A 17,561-nucleotide genomic window follows, 5' to 3' on the forward strand; every position below is an offset into this window, starting at 1 on the left:
TGTCCGCGTACTGTTGTGCACCGGCATACGCTGTCAGCCATGATGGCCGCCCTTGCTCAAGGGCTGGCGTTGCTCCTGGTTCAAGGGCAGATGTAAAGGCCTTGACCGCCCGAATTCTTGGCCTCGTACATGGCCGCATCGGCCAGGGCCAGCAGTTGCGAGGGCTGCCTGCCATGCTTGGGATACAGCACCACGCCCATGCTGGTGCTGACCTGAACCACCTCACCCGAGGGCAGCTCGATCGGTTCACGCACACTGGCCAGTGCCCGCCGCAAAATCGGCTCGCATTCCGTGAGGTTCATGATGGGGGTGATCAACATCACAAACTCATCGCCCCCCAGGCGCGCCACCGTGTCGTTGGCCCTGACGGCGGACTGCAGCCGGCGTGCCACCTCCTTGAGCAGAAAATCACCCGCGCCGTGCCCATGGGTGTCATTCACCGGCTTGAAGCCATCCAGATCAAGGTAGCAGACCACCCCCATGCCACCCACTCGATCGTCGAGCGCAAAGGCCTGCCGCATGCGATCAGACAAAAGCAGGCGATTCGGCAGCCCGGTCAGCGGGTCGTGAAAGGCGATGTGTTCGACCTGCTGCTGGTATTGCTTCATTTCCGAGATGTCCTGCATCAGCCACAGGGACACCCCGTCAGCCTCGGAAAGCTGAAGGCTGTTCATGTCGATCCAGATGGGGTCCCCATTCTTGCGAGCCAACTGGACCTGTTTGCGGAAATGGGCGCCGCTGCGGATCAGAGGGTAGGCCTCGCGCCCTATCTCCTCGTAAGAGGCATCGTCCAGGTACAGGCAACGGGCAGGCTGGTCCAGCAACTCGTCCGGGCCATAGCCAAAGATGCGTTCCAAGGCCTTGTTTTTCCAGATCAGTCGACGGTCCTTGAATTTGGCCAGGCCCACCAAGTCGTTGTCGAGCATGGCCTTCTGTTCATGGACCAATGCACGCATCTGGGTGCGGACACCATAGAGTTCGGTGATGTCGTGCATCACTGAGCGGCTCATCAAAAACCGTCCCTGGTCGTCCCGCAGGGCGGTGGACGAAACACTGACCCGGCGTCTCACCCCGGTTGCGCTGATCAGGTCACACTCGATGGCGCGACTTTGCTCTTCATGCTTGAAGCGCTCATAGTGATGATTGAATTTGCTTCGGTCCTCTTCATTGAAGAAGTCCGTCGGTCCCAGGCGATGCAGCACCTCCTCAGCCGTGCAGGCCAGCCAGGACAAGGTCACCTGATTGAGTGCAATGAACCGGCCGTGTTCATCCAAGGAGCAATAGCCACATGGCGCATGGTCATATAAATCCTGCAGGCGCTCGGCCGTGGCGCTCAACTCCTGCTCCAGTAATTTCTGTGGCGTGACGTCGCGCCCGACCGTCAACACCTCAATCAACTGTCCCTGGCTGTCAAAGGTGGCCCGGTTGTTGAACTGCGCCCAACGGATCGTCCCCTGCCCATCCAGGATGCGGTTCTCGACCGTGACCACCGGATAATCAGGCTTCAGCTTGCTCAGTTCAGCGGTCACCAGCGGCAGATCTTCAGGGAGCACCATCGGAGCCCATGCAGTGTTCAGCACCGCGTCCGCGTCGACACCAAACAGCCTGCAAAAAGCCTGATTCACATAAGTCAGGCGATGGTCATGGCTGTAGCGGCAGATGAGTTCCGTCTGATCTTCCAGGATGGACCGGTAGTGCTGTTCACTCAGGTACAGCTGCTCGGTACGCTCTGCAATCTTCTGCTCCAGCGTGGCATTGGCTTGCTGCAATTGACGGCGACGCTCAATCAAGGTGCGTGTCATGCTGCGCAAGGACCAGCTCAGGCGTTGCAGTTCGGCGCTAGGCGTATTCATTTCCAGGTTGACGTCTTCGTCACCCGCCTCGATCCGTTGAGCCGCCTCTGCCAGCACCTCGATCGGGTGGCTGAAACGGCGGGCCAGCACGTAGACTAGCCCCATCACCAACAACAGCAATGCAGCAGCCCCCAACAGCATCCGTTGGCGCGCCTCTTCGACCGGGGCGAGCGCAATGGCCAGGGGTTGGCGCAAGACCACCCGCCAGCCAAGGTCGGTCTCGGTGCGGCTGCGCACGCGCAGCGCGCTGGTCAGGTAGTTTTGGTCGGTACCGCCCCACTGGGTGACCGCATACGGTTGTTCGTCCACCAGCAACGAAAATGGTGCCAATGGTGCGCCAATGGCACTGTAGGGATGCAAGATTTCGCCGCGGCCATCCAGAATGAACACCTCGCTGCCATTCAATTGAGCGGCCCCACCTTGGGCGGAGCGGATCACCTCGTTGATCCAGCTCAGTGTCACGTGGGCGGCTATCACACCGCGCACCTGGCCATCACTGGTCCGCAGCGGCGCAGCAAAATCAAGAAAACGCAGAGGTTCGGAACTGTCCTGCGGCGGAAGCAGGCGCTCCAGCATGACAGCTTGATGGGCATCGCCTACGTAACGTCCCTGCTGACCGCCGCTGAACCAGGGACGTTGGCGCACATCGGCTCCGCGCAAAAGTCCCGCTGTCGCTGCTTGCACCTGTCCTTGAGCATCCGCCACGCCGATCCACGAGTAGTTCGGAAACGAGCGTCGGATTTCGTTCAGGTAAGGCTCAATCCAATCTGCACTCAAGGGACCGGCCTGGAAATTGGGCAGGCGCGAAAGCATCGCAATCTCTCGGTCACGCTCGTGTAGGCTTTCTGCCAGGGCGTTGGCGACGGCCTGTGATCGTTGATGAAGGGCTTCACCCTGGTCCTTGGTGATCCGTTCTGTCAGGTACTGGCCCATGTAGAACTCACCGAGGCCCACAACCACAAAGTAGAGCGCTCCAAAAATCAGGGACAGCTGCATCCAGAAGGACCCGAACCAAGAACGGGGGCCTGTCATCTCTGGATTGTTTGCTCCCGGCGGTTTTAGGTTGACCATTTGTAGATTTTCGCTTGATCTGCCTTGGTATGACAGGTTAGCACCCACCGCCTTGAAGTGGCAGCGATAAAACCACCTGGTCTTGCATTGGGAAGCGCATGAATCACGGAGGCATGCCACGGGATGCCTTGGGTTGGTCGGTTGATTTTTGTACCTGCCATAAAACCCATGCACATTACATTTACGGCATAAAAGCCAAAACCACGCCTTGCACTGCCCGTGGCGCAAGGCACCCGGACAGCCCAGCAAACCGAACCCCATGCTCGCGTTTGCCACGCCCTTTCACAGGGCCTCCGCCGATAGAAATCGGCCTCGCGCCTATTTCAGGTTCTCTGCAGACATCAACACCACTTTGTCGACCGCAAAGTTCACCCGGATGCTGCGTGTTGAGTCACCCCATTGGCAGGATCGAATCCCCAAGGTCTCATCACAATGGGCCGGGTCACCCACAATTTGCCGAACCTCGTCGTAGGTCTGCCCAACCTTGATGCGGTTGTAGTTCTCAAGGCTGACCTTGTTGCCACAGGCACTCAGCAAGGCCACCCCCAACACCACACAGGCCCCCTTGGCAAATTTGAAACATTCAGACATCACATCTCCTAGTTGAACAGGCCTACAAGCCAGCGATCCAAAAGCAACTCGCCCCTCGACTCAGCGCTCGGAACCCATTGATCGCCTCATTTTGGCCCCCGGTCAGCGCATCAACGCCATACAGCGGGTCTCAATCCGCCAAATTGAACACATCAGCCCTCATTTTCTCTGCCCCTCCTCCAAACTCAGATATAGACCATCGGATACATCTTGGTATGCTTGTATCAATACCTAAAAGTAGCCGGTGTGCCCTGCCTGCAAAGGCAAACAACCGGAAATGGGAGTGTCATCGAAATGATTCGCGCGCGAGAGTTCGCTCTCAGTGATCGCCTGCTGGACTGGAGCGCCACCCTGCCGTGGTGGCTGGATTGCGTCGTGGCCGTTCTGTTGTTTGCCTTGCTCCAGACGCTGAGCCAGAACGCCCATCAACCCCTGCCTCACTCGACCTCCCATGAGGTCTTGACAGACATGGTGCTTTACGGCCGTTATGCCGTGCCTGCCGTGTTCCTGATCATGGCCGCCGCTTCGTTCTGGCGCCGAAACCAACGCCAACGTCTTTTGCAACAGGCCGCCGTCAACCCGGCGGCCGACGTGTTGAACCAACTCAATCGGCGGGACTTCGAACAACTGGTCGCCGAGGCATTTCGCCTTCAGGGCTACGAGGTCGATGACATGAACGTCCACGCGCCGGACGATGGCATGGATCTGGTGCTCTGGAAAGACGGCCAGAAATCCCTGGTCCAGTGCAAACCGTGGAAGTCGTACCGTGTGGGGGTTGAAGTGGTCCGAGAGCTGACCGGCATCATGCACGCGGTGGGGGCCGATTCGGCTTTTCTGGTGACCTCAGGCAACTTCACCCGTGCGGCCCGTCAATTCGCGGCGGGCCGCCCGGTCAGGCTTCTGGATGGACAGGCCCTGCGCCATTGGATTGCCCATGTGCGCTCAAACCCGGTCACCCAGTCAAAGAGCACCCAGCAGGCCGCGCCGGTCCGCTCGAAATCGGGCCTGCTTGCCGTGCGCCACGGAGAGGTTCAACCCCCGCTGGATGCCGCCGCGCTGCTGGCTCTGGCGCAAGCCCGTGAAGCCGTGATCCCCTCCTGCCCGCGCTGTGGCAAGGCCATGCAACGCCAGGCAGCACGCCTGGACACGTCAGACGAACAATCCTTCTGGGGCTGCACCGCTTTTCCCGCCTGCCGAGGCGTGAGGGACCTGCTCCAGAGCCCCACCCACTGACCCTAACGACAGCAGGTACCTCCCATTTGGCACGGTGGTGACAGGGGCGAGCCTCCGCCGATCTGCAAGCACCTTCGAGCCGCGACATACTTGGCGGGATGGAAAGGCCACCTGATGCCGATCCCCACCGCATTCAAGACGCGAGGCCCGCTTGCAAGAACAACACGCCCCCAAACCCAAAGACCCTCTCGATTACCCCTTTGAGACGGTACCGCCGCGCGGCACCACGCTGGAGCTTGCCCCCGGCGTGCACTGGATCCGCATGCCACTGCCCTATGCACTGGATCACATCAACCTTTGGGCGCTCGACGACGACGCCGGATGGGCAATTGTCGACACCGGCACCCGCACCGACGAAAACGCCCAGGTCTGGCGCGAGCTCTTTGCCCATGCACCAGACCAGCGCGGCATCACCCGCATCTTTGTCACCCACATGCACCCCGACCACGTGGGCATGGCCGGCTGGCTGACACGCAAGTTCAACGCCCGCCTCTGGATGACCCGGCTCGAATACATGAGCTGCCGCGTGATGGTGTCCGACACCGGGCGAGAGGCCCCGCCCGAGGCCATCGAGTTCTTCCGCCAGGCTGGCTGGGGCGAGGCCGCCATCGAACGCTACCGCCTGCGCTTTGGCAACTTCGGCAAGCACATCCACGCGCTGCCCGAAAGCTTCAGGCGCCTGCGCGACGGCGAGACGCTGCGCATCGGTCAGCACGACTGGCGCATCATCGTCGGCACGGGCCACTCACCTGAACACGCCTGCCTGTATTGCGCCGACCTGAAGGTGTTGATTTCAGGCGACCAGGTGCTGCCGCGCATTTCCTCCAACGTCTCGGTCCACCCGACCGAACCCGACGCCGACCCCATGAGCGAATGGATGGCCTCGATCGAGAAACTGCGCCGCGAAGTGCCCGATGATGTGCTGGTGCTGCCCTCGCACAACGAGCCCTTTCGGGGCCTGCACTTGCGCCTGGACCGCCTTGCCGAAGGCCAGCACAAGGCGTTCAACCGCCTGCGTGAAGCCTTGGGCAGCGAGCCACGCCGGGTGGTAGACGTGTTTGGTGCACTGTTCTCGCGCCCCATCGCCGAAACCGACACCGGCCTGCTGGGCATGGCCACCGGTGAAACCCTGGCCTGCCTCAACTACCTGATCGGCCGTGGGGAAGCCACCCGCACCTTGCGCGATGGCGTCAACTGGTATGCACTGAAAACTGCCTCGGCGGCCTGATACGGACACGCCCGATCTGGCGTCAAAGTGCAGAGCCGGGCCTCGGCAGGCCCTGGCTGGCGGGGGCGATCAGTCCACCAAGCCCACGTAGACGTTTTGCACGTCATCGTTGGCATCAATGGCGGACAGGAAGGATTCCACCTCCTCCAGTTGCTCTGCGCTCAGGTCCGAGGCCTTCACCGGGTTTTTGGGCTTGTAACCCAGCTTGGCGCTCAGCACCGTGAAACCATGTGCAGGCAGGGCACGGCTCACCAGGTCCAGATCGGTTGGATCGGTCATGAACACGGTCACGCCATCCTCGTCAGCCGGCTCGAAATCCTGGGCGCCGGCTTCAATGGCAGCCAGTTCAGCATCTACACCCGCCGCAGCGGGTTCGGCCTCGATCAGGCCCAGGTGGTTGAAATCCCAGGACACCGAGCCCGAGGTACCCAATTGCCCTTTTCGGAACAACACGCGCATTTCCGGCGCGGTACGGTTCACGTTGTCGGTCAGGCACTCCACCATCACCGGAACGCGCTGCGGGCCGTAACCCTCGTACATCACATGCTCGAAGCTGACGTTTTCACCCGTCAGACCAGCGCCCTTCTTGATGGCCCGCTCCAGCGTGTCCTTGGGCATGGACACCTTGCGTGCCTGCTCCACCACCAGGCGCAGGCGCGAGTTGGCCGCCGGATCAGCACCGCCGCGAGCGGCCACCATGATTTCCTTGGCCAGCTTGCCGAACAGCTTGCCTTTGGCATCTGCAACCTGTGCCTTGCCTTTTGCTTTCCACTGCGCGCCCATGTCTGAAATTCCTTGTGTTGTCGGGCACACCGCGGTGCCCATTGGGGGTCAAGCCTGTGCTTTTTGCGAACTGCACACAAGCCCTGAAGGGGGAAGGTTATACACCGAGCCGGTCGGCAGACTTGGCTGAGCGGTCAGACTTGTCGCAAATTCCAGCCTCCTGCACGCGCCTTTTCAATCCGCGCACCAAAGCAATACGGCCTACAATTTTGTGGATACATGCTTTCCGAGGCGCCGCCACCGCAGCACTTGGAGCCCAGAACACCGCCGTCAAAACACCATGCTTCACCCTTTTTCTGGCCCCCGGCCCCAGCGCCAGAGCGTTTCCGGCTGGCTGCCCACGGCCTGCCTGGTCGCCGGTCTGCTGGCCAGCGGTGGCGCAACGGCCCAGACCGAGTTCAAGGACATCAAACCCGACGATGTCACCGTGGTGTTTGGGAACGAACAGATCGAAATCAGCCTGGACACCCAGGCCCCCGTTCCCGCCGCCCAAGCCTGGGCGGTGCTGACCGATTACGAGCACATGAGCCAGTTCCTGCCGGGGCTGGAGCTCAGCGAAGTGGCCAACCGCCAGGGCAACACCTTGCGCGTGCATCAGCGCGGCAGCACGCGCGCCGGCATCCTGCACTTTGATTACGAAAACGTGCGTGATGTCAGCCTCACGCCCCAACGCCTGATCACCACCCACGGTGTGTCCGGCGATGTGAAACGGCTCGACAGCAGCACCGAACTGAGGCCCCGCGAAGGGGGGGTGCAACTGCGCTACCACGTCGCTTTCGAGCCGACCCGGCCCCTGCCTTCGTTTCTCGGCAACTCGGCCCTGAAACGGCAAACCGCCGACAATTTCAACGCCTTCATCCGTGAGATGATCCGGCGCCAAGACAACGCATCGCGCCGCAGCGCATCAGGCCCCACCCCATCCAGCAACGCCAGCCCGCCCGACACCCGGGCCATGGCCCCTGAAGGCTCCCCAGGATCCGCACCATGAACAGCCCCATCCACAACGAACTGTTTCACCGCTTCACCGACCTGTTTGCGCAACTCGGCTTGGCTTCCGACCCCCATTCCATCGCGACCTTCATCGGTCACCATGCCCCGCTGGCCGACGACCTGGAACTGGCCGACGCCCCGTTCTGGACCCCCTCCCAGGCCACCTTCCTGCGTGAGCAGCGCTTGCAGGATGCCGACTGGGCTGAACTGGTCGACCAACTGAACCTGGCCCTGCGCTGACCGAACCGGCTCAGCCGGCCAAGGGGGCCGCGCCCGCAAGGCAAGGCAACAGCGAAAAGTCCAGCACCGAGCTGACCATCCCCTGCATGACCGGCACCAGGCTTCGCGCATCGCCCCGGCGCCACTGAAACGCATACTGCAGCGCCCCCAATTCGGGCTCAACCTCAAGGCGGCACAAGCCCAGCCCGTCAATCCAGCCCTCGGGCAGAAAACCCACTCCCACCCCCTCGCGCAACATGCCCGCCACAGCGGCCCAGCTGTTGCACTGGATGCGCTCCCGCGGCTCGGCCAGGCCTTGGGCCAGCAACCAGTCGTCCAGCAAGCGCGTGGTGCCGGCCTGGGGTGGCAACGTGATCAATGGGCAGCGCTCAAGCAGACCTGCCACCGAGGCCGCAGACGAAACGGCCAGATGAGGCGACGCCGCCCAGGCAAAGCGCGCTGCGCCCACCGATTGCGACACCAGGGCGCTGCGCGACGAGCGACCGGCGATCACCGCAAAATCCAACTCGCCCTCGGCCAGGCGCCGTTCCAGCACCCCGCCCACATCCACACAGGCCTCCAGGGTGAGGCCTGGGTGCAAACGCCTTGTCCCAGCCACCAGGGCGGGCAACCAGGTCAATGCCGACAGATCACCCACCCCAAAACGGCAGTGACCTGACAAGGCCCCGGTCTCTGCCAAGCTGCGTCCCAGGTCAGCCACGGCGTTGAGCACCCTCAACGCCGCCGGCAACAGGCGCCGCCCCGACTCGGTCAGCATCGCTTTGTGACCCGTTCGGTCAAACAGCGCCTGACCCAGCGCACCCTCCAGCTCGCTGATGCGTTTGGACAGAGACGACACCGACAGGTGAAGGCGCTCGGCGGCGGTGCTGAAGTTGCTGCAGGTGGCGGCCCACCAGAAAGCCTCCAGTTGCTTGACCGAGGGTGTGGCCATCTATTTTCCATTTAGAGAACATATTTCTTCTGAATATATCGCTTTCTTTCGCCTACATCGGCTTCTACAGTGCAGCTCATTCCTTTGCACAGAAGCCCTCATGCACGCCACGCCCACCCACCCCAACCCAGCCCAAGCGGCCAGCACGGCCTCATCGACCCCGGCTTCCAGGGTGTTGCGCCGCATGCTGTCCCTGCAGGATTTCGAGGCCGCCGCTCGCAGGCGCCTGCCTCGACCGATCTTTGGCTACATCGCCGGCGCTGCCGAGGACAACCGCTCTCTGCAGGACAACCGTGCCGTGTTCGATGAGTACGCCTTCGTCACCCGGGTGCTGCGCGACGTGTCGCAGCGCAGCCAGGGCGTTGAACTGTGGGGTCGACGCTACCGCTCCCCGTTTGCCATCGCCCCCATGGGCATCAACGCCCTGTCCACCTACCGTGGCGACGTGGTGCTGGCCCAGGCGGCACAAGTCGAAGGCATTGCATCGATCATGAGCGGTACCTCGTTGATCCCGATGGAAACCGTGGCCCAGACCTGCCCTGGCACCTGGTTCCAGGCCTACCTGCCGGGAGATCAGGACCGGATCGATGCGCTGATCGACCGGGTCGAGCGTGCCGGCTTTGACACCCTGGTGATCACGGTCGACATCCCCATCTCGGCCAACCGCGAAAACAACATCCGCACCGGCTTTTCGACCCCGTTGCGCCCCAGCCTGCGCCTGGCCATCGATGGCGTGCTGCGTCCGGGCTGGGTGATCGGCACCTTCGCCCGCACGCTGCTGCGCCATGGCATGCCCCATTTCGAGAACTCGTTTGCCACCCGGGGCGCCCCCATCGTGTCCTCCACGGTGCTGCGAGATTTCTCGGCCCGCGATCACCTGAACTGGCAACACCTGCAGCGCATTCGTCAACGTTGGCGGGGCCGCCTGGTGGTCAAGGGGGTGCTCAGCGTGGCCGATGCCCTGGCGGCACAGCAGGCGGGTGCCGATGGCGTGATCCTGTCCAACCACGGCGGGCGCCAGTTGGACGGCGCGACCTCACCAATGCGGGTGCTCGGGGATGTGGTCCAGGCCCTGGGCCCCAACTACCCGGTGCTGATCGACGGCGGCTTTCGCCGCGGCTCGGATGTGCTCAAGGCCTTGGCGCTGGGTGCACGCATGGTGCTGGTGGGCCGGCCCTTCAACTATGCCGCCGCCGTGGCAGGCGAGGCAGGCGTGCGCCACGCGATCGGCCTGCTGCGCGATGAGGTGGATCGCAATCTGGCCATGCTGGGGGTGAACCAGCTGAGCGAGCTCGGCCCGGACACCCTGATCCGCAAGCGCTGAACACGCCAACGACTGCCCCATTCAATCAACACGGAGACTGCACCATGACCCTCGTTAACCCCCTCGATTGCGCGACTTCAAGAACCCTGACCCGGCGCACCGGTCTTCTGGCCGCCCTGCTGCTGGCCGCGCCTGCCATGGCTGCGGAGCCCTACCCCAGCAAGCCTGTGCGCCTGATCGTGCCCTTTGCGCCCGGTGGCACCACCGACCTGGTGGCGCGGGCCATTTCCCAGCGCACCGGCGAAGCGCTGGGCCAGCCCCTGGTGATTGACAACAAGGGCGGCGGTGGCGGCTCGATTGGTGCCCATGAAGCCGCCCGTGCACTGCCCGACGGCTACACCCTGGGGGTGGGCACGGTGTCCACCACCGCCACCAACCCAGCCATCAATCCGCGCCTGCCCTACAACCCACTGACCGATTTCACGCCCATCAGCAACATCGCGGCCACCCCCAACGTGCTGGTGGTCAGCCCCAGCTTCAAGGCGCAAAGCTTTGCCAGCTTTGTGGACGAAGTCCGCAAGAACCCCAACCGCTACAGCTACGGCACCGCGGGCACCGGCTCGATCGGCCACCTGTTGATGGAACTGATGGCCAGCAAGACCGGCCTGACGCTGACCCACGTGCCCTACCGCGGATCGGGACCGGCCCTGAATGATGCGATTGCAGGGCAGATCCCCATCGTGTTCGACAACCTGCCTTCGGCTCTGCCTTTCATCAAAAGCGGCCGCCTGACCGCGCTGGCGGTGGCCGCCCCCAGGCGCCTGGCCCAGTTGCCCCAGGTGCCCACTTTTGCCGAACTCAAGCTGGAGGAGGTGAACCGCACGGCCTTCTATGGCCTGGTCGGCCCCAAGGGCCTGCCACCCGAGATCGTCAAACGGGTACACGCCGCCGTGCAAAAGGCGCTGTTGGCGCCTGAGGTGCGCCGACAGATCGAGGACACCGGTTCGCAAGTCATCGGCAATCGCCCTGAGGAGTTCGCCCAGGAGATCACACTCGAAAACGCGGTCTACAAAAAGATTGCGGCCGAGCGCCACATCAGCGCCGATTGATCGCCCCCCATGCCCAAAGCCCAGGTTGCTGGGGCACCAGCGGCCACAGCTCGCTCAGTCACGCATGTGGGCGTATTCCACCAAACCAGCGTACTGCCGGCTTTCGCGGGCCATCAGCACCGACAGGTCTTCGTGCCCGTTGCCCAGCACATTGCCACCCTCCTCCAGCTTGCGGCGCACGCCCGGGTCTTGCAGCACCTCCTGCAGCGCCTGGCTCAGGCGTTGGGTGATGGTGGGTGGCAGGTGGGCCGGGCCCATCAGGGCAAACCAGCCGCTGAGCTCGTAGCCCTTCAAGCCCGGCACCTCACCGATCGTGGGCACTTTGGGCAAGGCCGACAGACGCTGAGCGCCGGTGCAGCCCAGCGCCGTGATGCGCCCACTCTGCAAGAACGGCAGCGCCGCTGGCACCGACAGCATGGCCAGGTCCAGGTTGCCGCCCGCCAGATCGCTGGTCAATGAAGCCACGCCCCGGTAGGGGATGTGGGTCATGAAAATGCCCGCACGCTGCTTGAGCAACTCGCCAGCAAAATGCAAGGTCGAGCCCACACCCGAGCTGCCATAGCTGAGCTGCCCGGGTTTGCGCCGCGCCAGCTCGATCAGTTCAGGCAAGGTCTTGACCGCCGCACGGGGCCCCGCCACCAGCAACACCGGCGCCGTGGCGATCAGACCCAGCGGCGTCATGTCCTTCTGGGCGTCGTAGCGCTGGGCCGGGTTGACCAGGCGGGTGGCCACCAACTCATTGCTTGAGCCCACCAGCAAGGTGTACCCGTCAGCCGGGCTGCTGACCACGCGCTGGGCCGCGATGGCACCGGCCGCGCCGCCCTGGTTGTCGATCACGACCGGGGTTTTCAGGCGCTGGCCCAAGGCATCGCCCACCAGGCGCCCCACATAGTCGACCGAGCCCCCGGGCGGGTAGCCGATCACGATCTTGATGGGTTTGTCTGGGTAGGCCGGCTGGGCCAGCGCCGACAGTCCGGGGGACAACAGGCTGCCTGCCAGCAGGCCGCCCAGTGTGCGGCGATTCAGTGAAAACGGCGAATTCATGTTCATGGTGAGGGTTCCAATGCGGAGCTGACTCAGGCTGCCTTGGACAAAAAGCGTTCGGCCAGGCGCACCCAGTAGGTCGCGGCCAGCGGCAGGATGGCGTCGTTGAAGTCGTAGCCCGGGTTGTGCACCATGCAGCCCCCGCTGCCGTGCTGATCCCCCACGCCATTGCCCACGATGAAATAGCTGCCGGGACATTGCTCCAGCATGAACGAAAAGTCTTCGCTGCCCGTGAGCGGCTGCACGTTCTCCATCACGCCCTGCGGGCCCAGCCAATCCAGCGCCACCTGGCGTGCAAATTCAGTGCTGGCCGGATCGTTCACCAAAGCCGGGTAGCGCCAGTGGTAGTCCACTTCGGCGACACAGCCCAGGGCCACGGCCTGGGCCTGAGCCAGTTCGGTGATGCGCTCGCGCAACTGTGCCCGCACCTCGGGCCGGTAGGACCGCACCGACAGCTTGAGCGCCACCGATTCGGGGATCACATTCGGGGCATCGCCGGCATGGATGGCGCCCACGCTGACCACGGCCATGTCACGCGGGTCCACGTTGCGCGCCACCACGGTCTGCAGCGCCAGGATCAAGGTGGCAGCGGCCACCACCGGGTCACGCGACTGGTGCGGTGCCGAACCATGCCCACCCTGCCCTTTCACGGTGATCAGTACCGTGTCAGACGAGGCCATGAACGACCCCGCCTTGAAGCCGAACTGGCCCACCGGAAAACCCGGCATGTTGTGCAGCGCAAAGATTGCATCGCAGGGGAACCGCTTGAACAATCCGTCTTCGATCATCCGGCGGCCGCCCCCCAGGCCCTCTTCGGCCGGTTGGAAGATCAGGTTCAGCGTGCCCTCAAACACCCCCTGTGTGGCCAGATGGCGGGCTGCGGCCAGCAGTGTGGCGGTATGGCCATCATGGCCACAGGCGTGCATCTTGCCGGCGTGTCGGCTGGCGTAGGGCAGGCCCGTGTTCTCGGTGATCGGCAAGGCGTCCATGTCGGCCCGCAAGCCCAGCCGGCGTCCGCCGGCGCCCTTGCACAAGGTGCCCACCACCCCGGTGCCGCCCAGGCCACGGTGCACCTCATAACCCCACTCGCTCAGACGCTGGGCCACCAGGTCGCTGGTCGCCAGCTCCTCGAAAGCCAGCTCGGGGTAGGCGTGCAGGTGATGGCGCAGCGCCACCATCTCGGATTCGATGGCGCGAATGCCGGGGGCCACAGGATCGGCCGCAGCCGACGCTGGAAGTGTTGGGACAGTGCTCATGGGGAATCTGATCGGGCCAAGGCCGGGATGGGAAAGACCGCAGTCTAGAAAGCCCCCCGGGCCCCCATAAGACAGGGACAACCTGCCCCGAAAGGTAGTTCCTGTCAGACGAACGCTCGGCCCAGGCACAATCCCTGCTGCCCAGTGCTGAAGGCTTTGCCATGAAACTGCACCAAATCCGCTACCTGATCGCCGTCGCCAGCCAAGGCAGCATCCGCGCCGCAGCGCGCTCTCTGAGCCTGACCCAAGCCACCCTCACCCAGGCCCTGCGCGAACTCGAAGAGGGCCAGCAGATGCCCTTGTTCGTGCGCCAGAGCTCAGGCCTGGCCCTGACCGAAGCCGGTACGGCCCTGCTGCGCCACGCCCGCCTGATCGCCGATCAACTGGACCATGCCGAGGCCGAAATGGCCAGCCTGCGCCAAGCCGGGCGTGTGGAACGCCTGAGCGTTGGCGTCACCCCCTGGATCGCCCAGAGCATTCTGCCCAGCGTGGTGCAGGCCTTCACCCAAGACCAGCCCCAGGTGCGGCTGGAGCTGTTCGATGGTCTTTCAGCCGTGTCGCTGCCTCGCTTGCGCGAAGGCGCCTTGGACCTGCTGTTGGGCCGCCTGCCCGAACCCGGCGCGGCCCACGACCTGCATGTCACCCCCTTGTTCAGGTACGAAGTCACCGTGGGCGCCCGCGCCGGCCACCCACTGGCCCAGGCCCGCTCGATGCAAGCCCTGCGCGAGGCCCGCTGGCTGCTGAACTACGCACCTCAGGAGGAGGCCGCGATGTTCCATACTTTGTTCGAGCAGCATGGCCTGCCGATCCCCCATGGGCGCATCCACCTGGCCCAATCAGCCGCCCTGATGCTCAAGCTGGTGGCCAGCACCGACATGCTCACCCTGCTGCCCTGGCCCTTGATCGAATGCGAAGGCGCCCACGGCCTGCTGGTGCCGCTGAACCTGGACACCCGATTCGCCCCGCGCGAGATCGGCGTGCTGCGGCGCCGCCAGGCCCCGCTCAGCGCCCCGGCCGAGCGCTTTCTGCACCACCTGATGGACCAGCTGCGCCAATGCCAGAGCTCGTCCGACGGCATGCTGCAGCGCGTGTTCCGGTCGATTGATCTGTCCGCCGATGGGTCTTGAGGCTCGACACACCGGCACGGTAGGTTCCGGGTCAAGGTCGCTGCGGAAGCACAGGCGGTAGGAGTGACATCCAAGCTCTTGATGAGAATGATCCTTTGCATCTGGCCCCATCACCGGCTTAGATCACCGGAGACATCCCTCAGACCTGGGCCGTGCTGATCCCTGTGGAGGGGCCTGAAGCTGATGCCCTCATGGTGTGAGCGCACCAACAGCATGAACCCTTTACCTCGAAAGGATGAAACATGGCACTTCAGACTTCACCCCAAACGGGCTTCGAGAAGTGGCAAGACGGCATTAACAAGGCAATGAGCGATGCGCGATGGCAAGCCTGGGATTGTGAAATTCAAATGGCCGTCAATCAATACAACCGTCATTTGTCTGGTACAGCTGGTTATGTGTCACTGGATTGGCACCTCATCAAGGCCATGGCGTGGGTAGAAACGGGCGCTCATGATGCTGACTGGAACGTCAAGCCCATGCGCATCGGCGTTCCTGGAGATCCAGGTCTAGCATCCCTTCTTGCCAGTCGCGAAGGTGGCGATCTGATTCTTCCACCTGCCTGGAATGGACAACTGACGCTAAGCTCAGCCAGAACTCTGCCGGCACACAACCTGCGCGCGGGTATTGGCTACCTCTTGATGAAGCTGGCGAACTACGGCTATCGCAACACACCAGACGCCCATTCGAAGGTGTTTGAAATCACGGTCAAATCTGGCGACAGCCTTGACAAGATCGCAAGGGCTCAAGTAAGCACAGTCGAAATGCTGAAACAACTGAATCCGACGGCAGGCACTCTGCGAGTTGGCCAGACATTGAAATGCCGGAGGGCAGTCATGCAACGCATCGTGACGAGCTGGCGGCCCATCACCACGACGGTGGTCGCTCAACGCTACAACGGCGGCGGCGACCCCTACTACGCCAGAAAACTCGACCACGCACTGCCCCTGGTGCGCCAAGGAAAGGTAGCTCCGTGCGAAGCCTGAAATCATTCGCTTTTGGTTTGGCTCTGCATGGGCCCCTTTGTGTTCTTGCCGCCACCTCAACCCCTGTTACTGACGAGCGGGCCATGCGGGAAGAGTGCAGCGCTTTCTCCCAAGCGGGCATGCTCGACTGCCTGGCCCAAAAAGCCGAAAGTAGTCAGCAGGCCTTGAAGAATGCCGAAAAGAAGGCGGAGACCGTTCTCTCCAGGTGGGACGAGGACAGCAGTTACCGCCACCAAGCCAAGACGAGATTGGCGGCATCCCAGAAGGCATTCATCCAGTACCGTGATGCACAGTGCAGGTTGGCCTATTCCCTGGGGGGCGGAGCCATTGGCAACGCTCTGGACATGCGCCGTCTGGCTTGCTTCGCCGCACTCAATGAAAGGCAAGCCTTGCAGATCCATGACGCCGTGTCTGAACTGCCTTTGAAATAGCCAGACCCGTGCAGCCGGCTGACAAACCCGCGATCCGGGCCGCGCAAGCACCGGGCCTGGTTTGTCACCCTCAGCTCAGCCCACCAGCCTCACAGGCTGCGCCGATTCCACAAAATCGCCAGCGCAGCCAGCACGGCCGGGGCCGCCAACGCCATGAAGATCCCGTCAAAGCCCCAGCCCTGGCTCAGCAACACGCCGCCGATGGACGAACCCAGGATGCTGCCCAGGCGGCCCACGCCCAGCATCCAACTCACCCCCGTGGCACGGGCGACCGTGGGGTAGCAGCCCGGCGCGAAGCCGTTCAAACCGGTTTGCGCACCACTGAGGCAAAAGCCCACGGCCATGACCAGCCACACGATGGATTCGGACATCAAGCCATTGAAGCCCATCACCACCAGGGCCACAGCGCCCAGCCCATAGGCGCCTGCCATCACCCGGTTGGGGTTCATGCGGCCCATCAGCCAACCCACCAGCAGGGCGCCCACGGTACCGCCCAGTTGGAACATCGCGGTCACGTTGGCGGCGCGGTCAATGCTCATGCCCGCGTCTTTCATCATGGTGGGCAGCCAGCTGGTGGTCAGGTAGATCACCAGTAGGCCCATGAAGTAGGTCACCCACAGGGTGGCTGTGCGCAGCCTGAAGCCGCGTTCGAACAACACCGCCAGGGGCTGGCGTGCCGGCACCTCGGCCTCGCCCGAAACATAGGCCGTCACGCCCGCCAGCGGGGCACGGCAGACCCGGCTCAGCACCGCCGTGATGCGCTCGGCCGACATGTTGCGGGCCACCATGAAGCGGGCCGATTCGGGCAGGTACACATACAGCACCGGCAGCAGAAGCAAGGGCAAGGCGCCCCCCAGCAGCAGCACCGAGCGCCAGCCGGCGTGCGGAATCAGGGCCGCGGCGGCAAAGCCCACCAGGGCCGAGCCCAGGTTGAAGCCGGTGAACATGGCTGCCACCAGAAAGGCGCGGCGCCGCTCAGGCACGTACTCGGACAACAAGGTGGTGGTGTTGGGCATGGCGGCGCCCAGGCCCAGGCCGGTCAGAAAGCGCAGCGCCGCCATCTGGGCCGTGTCGTGGGCCAAGGGCGTGAGCAGGGTACACAGGCCAAAGCCCAGCACCGAGCCCATCAGCACGCGGCGCCGCCCCCACCAGTCCGACGAGGAGCCGGCCAGCACGGCCCCCACGGCCAGCCCGATCGGAGCCGCCCCCATCACCATGCCGAAGGCCGGCCGCGAGATGCCCCACTCGGCCAGGATGGAGGGCGCGACAAAGCCCATGATGGCCACGTCCATGCCGTCCACGGCCACGATGAAAAAGCACAGCAGGACCAACACCCACTGATTGGGGGAAAGCGCTCGTGCGTTGATGAACTCCCTGACGTTCAGGGTCGTTGTTGCATGGCTCATGAAGTCTCCGTGTTGTTGTTC

16 protein-coding genes are annotated in these 17,561 nt (G+C 63.5%); 9 read left to right on the plus strand and 7 right to left on the minus strand.

Annotated features, from left to right (window positions below):
• Positions 1-80: 80 nt before the first annotated feature.
• Positions 81-3,185, minus strand: coding sequence for a diguanylate cyclase domain-containing protein (locus AC07PT_RS18215; protein WP_494657610.1), 3,105 nt, complete (start codon positions 3,183-3,185; stop codon positions 81-83).
• Positions 3,186-3,242: 57 nt separating this feature from the next.
• On the minus strand, positions 3,243-3,515 hold the full coding sequence (locus AC07PT_RS18220; RefSeq protein WP_492345734.1) for a hypothetical protein: 273 nt from the start codon (positions 3,513-3,515) through the stop codon (positions 3,243-3,245).
• 294 nt (positions 3,516-3,809) lie between these two features.
• On the opposite strand from AC07PT_RS18220, the gene AC07PT_RS18225 reads away from it, so the two are divergent.
• Complete coding sequence (locus AC07PT_RS18225; protein ID WP_494657611.1) at positions 3,810-4,748, plus strand: restriction endonuclease; 939 nt, start codon at positions 3,810-3,812, stop codon at positions 4,746-4,748.
• A gap of 151 nt (positions 4,749-4,899) precedes the next feature.
• Positions 4,900-5,976, plus strand: a complete 1,077-nt coding sequence (locus AC07PT_RS18230; protein WP_494657612.1) for an MBL fold metallo-hydrolase — start codon at positions 4,900-4,902, stop codon at positions 5,974-5,976.
• A 69-nt stretch (positions 5,977-6,045) separates the two neighbouring features.
• Here AC07PT_RS18230 and AC07PT_RS18235 read toward each other — a convergent pair whose 3' ends face one another.
• Entirely contained in the window at positions 6,046-6,759 is a 714-nt protein-coding gene (locus AC07PT_RS18235; protein ID WP_494657613.1) for a YebC/PmpR family DNA-binding transcriptional regulator, read from the minus strand.
• 280 nt (positions 6,760-7,039) lie between these two features.
• Here AC07PT_RS18235 and AC07PT_RS18240 point away from each other — a divergent pair, with 280 nt between their 5' ends.
• Positions 7,040-7,747, plus strand: a complete 708-nt coding sequence (locus tag AC07PT_RS18240) for an SRPBCC family protein (protein ID WP_494657614.1) — start codon at positions 7,040-7,042, stop codon at positions 7,745-7,747.
• The gene (locus AC07PT_RS18245; RefSeq protein WP_492345739.1) at positions 7,744-7,989 is read left to right on the plus strand and encodes a DUF2789 domain-containing protein; all 246 of its coding nucleotides are present in this window, start codon (positions 7,744-7,746) and stop codon (positions 7,987-7,989) included. The genes AC07PT_RS18240 and AC07PT_RS18245 overlap by 4 nt, the downstream gene beginning before the upstream one ends.
• 10 nt (positions 7,990-7,999) lie before the next feature.
• On the opposite strand, the gene AC07PT_RS18250 is transcribed toward AC07PT_RS18245, so the two are convergent.
• Positions 8,000-8,920, minus strand: a complete 921-nt coding sequence (locus tag AC07PT_RS18250) for a LysR family transcriptional regulator (protein WP_494657615.1) — start codon at positions 8,918-8,920, stop codon at positions 8,000-8,002.
• A gap of 184 nt (positions 8,921-9,104) precedes the next feature.
• Here AC07PT_RS18250 and AC07PT_RS18255 point away from each other — a divergent pair, with 184 nt between their 5' ends.
• Positions 9,105-10,244: an alpha-hydroxy acid oxidase gene (locus AC07PT_RS18255; protein WP_494657699.1), complete on the plus strand. Its 1,140-nt coding sequence runs from the start codon at positions 9,105-9,107 to the stop codon at positions 10,242-10,244.
• 44 nt (positions 10,245-10,288) lie between these two features.
• Entirely contained in the window at positions 10,289-11,293 is a 1,005-nt protein-coding gene (locus AC07PT_RS18260; protein ID WP_494657616.1) for a tripartite tricarboxylate transporter substrate binding protein BugE, read from the plus strand.
• A gap of 54 nt (positions 11,294-11,347) precedes the next feature.
• Here the strand turns inward: AC07PT_RS18260 and AC07PT_RS18265 are convergent, their stop codons facing one another.
• Together AC07PT_RS18265 and AC07PT_RS18270 are read right to left on the minus strand one after the other, a co-directional pair.
• Entirely contained in the window at positions 11,348-12,343 is a 996-nt protein-coding gene (locus tag AC07PT_RS18265) for a tripartite tricarboxylate transporter substrate-binding protein (RefSeq protein WP_494657617.1), read from the minus strand.
• A gap of 26 nt (positions 12,344-12,369) precedes the next feature.
• Positions 12,370-13,593: a M20 aminoacylase family protein gene (locus tag AC07PT_RS18270; RefSeq protein ID WP_494657618.1), complete on the minus strand. Its 1,224-nt coding sequence runs from the start codon at positions 13,591-13,593 to the stop codon at positions 12,370-12,372.
• Between the two features lie 161 nt (positions 13,594-13,754).
• Between AC07PT_RS18270 and AC07PT_RS18275 the strand changes: the two genes are divergently transcribed.
• The 3 genes from AC07PT_RS18275 to AC07PT_RS18285 all read left to right on the plus strand — a co-directional run bounded on the left by AC07PT_RS18275 (position 13,755) and on the right by AC07PT_RS18285 (position 16,134).
• Positions 13,755-14,720 carry a LysR family transcriptional regulator gene (locus AC07PT_RS18275; RefSeq protein ID WP_494657619.1) on the plus strand — a complete coding sequence of 322 codons (966 nt, stop codon included), beginning with the start codon at positions 13,755-13,757 and terminating at the stop codon, positions 14,718-14,720.
• Between the two features lie 242 nt (positions 14,721-14,962).
• Positions 14,963-15,703, plus strand: a complete 741-nt coding sequence (locus AC07PT_RS18280; protein WP_494657620.1) for a LysM peptidoglycan-binding domain-containing protein — start codon at positions 14,963-14,965, stop codon at positions 15,701-15,703.
• Complete coding sequence (locus tag AC07PT_RS18285) at positions 15,691-16,134, plus strand: lysozyme inhibitor LprI family protein (protein WP_494657621.1); 444 nt, start codon at positions 15,691-15,693, stop codon at positions 16,132-16,134. Before AC07PT_RS18280 ends, AC07PT_RS18285 begins: the two co-directional genes overlap by 13 nt.
• An 89-nt stretch (positions 16,135-16,223) precedes the next feature.
• Here AC07PT_RS18285 and AC07PT_RS18290 read toward each other — a convergent pair whose 3' ends face one another.
• Entirely contained in the window at positions 16,224-17,540 is a 1,317-nt protein-coding gene (locus AC07PT_RS18290) for an MFS transporter (protein WP_494657622.1), read from the minus strand.
• Positions 17,541-17,561: the final 21 nt, after the last annotated feature.

Source organism: Curvibacter sp. GW821-FHT09D12, assembly GCF_059416245.1.

Bases quoted from the DNA above. Each gene is read 5' to 3' on its own strand.
- AC07PT_RS18265 (WP_494657617.1), bottom strand. From the start codon at position 12,343: ATGAACATGAATTCGCCGTTTTCACTGAATCGCCGCACACTGGGCGGC.
- AC07PT_RS18290 (WP_494657622.1), bottom strand. From the start codon at position 17,540: ATGAGCCATGCAACAACGACCCTGAACGTCAGGGAGTTCATCAACGCA.
- AC07PT_RS18235 (WP_494657613.1), bottom strand. From the start codon at position 6,759: ATGGGCGCGCAGTGGAAAGCAAAAGGCAAGGCACAGGTTGCAGATGCC.
- AC07PT_RS18275 (WP_494657619.1), top strand. From the start codon at position 13,755: ATGAAACTGCACCAAATCCGCTACCTGATCGCCGTCGCCAGCCAAGGC.
- AC07PT_RS18260 (WP_494657616.1), top strand. From the start codon at position 10,289: ATGACCCTCGTTAACCCCCTCGATTGCGCGACTTCAAGAACCCTGACC.
- AC07PT_RS18280 (WP_494657620.1), top strand. From the start codon at position 14,963: ATGGCACTTCAGACTTCACCCCAAACGGGCTTCGAGAAGTGGCAAGAC.
- AC07PT_RS18220 (WP_492345734.1), bottom strand. From the start codon at position 3,515: ATGTCTGAATGTTTCAAATTTGCCAAGGGGGCCTGTGTGGTGTTGGGG.
- AC07PT_RS18250 (WP_494657615.1), bottom strand. From the start codon at position 8,920: ATGGCCACACCCTCGGTCAAGCAACTGGAGGCTTTCTGGTGGGCCGCC.
- AC07PT_RS18225 (WP_494657611.1), top strand. From the start codon at position 3,810: ATGATTCGCGCGCGAGAGTTCGCTCTCAGTGATCGCCTGCTGGACTGG.
- AC07PT_RS18270 (WP_494657618.1), bottom strand. From the start codon at position 13,593: ATGAGCACTGTCCCAACACTTCCAGCGTCGGCTGCGGCCGATCCTGTG.
- AC07PT_RS18215 (WP_494657610.1), bottom strand. From the start codon at position 3,185: ATGGGGTTCGGTTTGCTGGGCTGTCCGGGTGCCTTGCGCCACGGGCAG.
- AC07PT_RS18245 (WP_492345739.1), top strand. From the start codon at position 7,744: ATGAACAGCCCCATCCACAACGAACTGTTTCACCGCTTCACCGACCTG.
- AC07PT_RS18255 (WP_494657699.1), top strand. From the start codon at position 9,105: ATGCTGTCCCTGCAGGATTTCGAGGCCGCCGCTCGCAGGCGCCTGCCT.
- AC07PT_RS18240 (WP_494657614.1), top strand. From the start codon at position 7,040: ATGCTTCACCCTTTTTCTGGCCCCCGGCCCCAGCGCCAGAGCGTTTCC.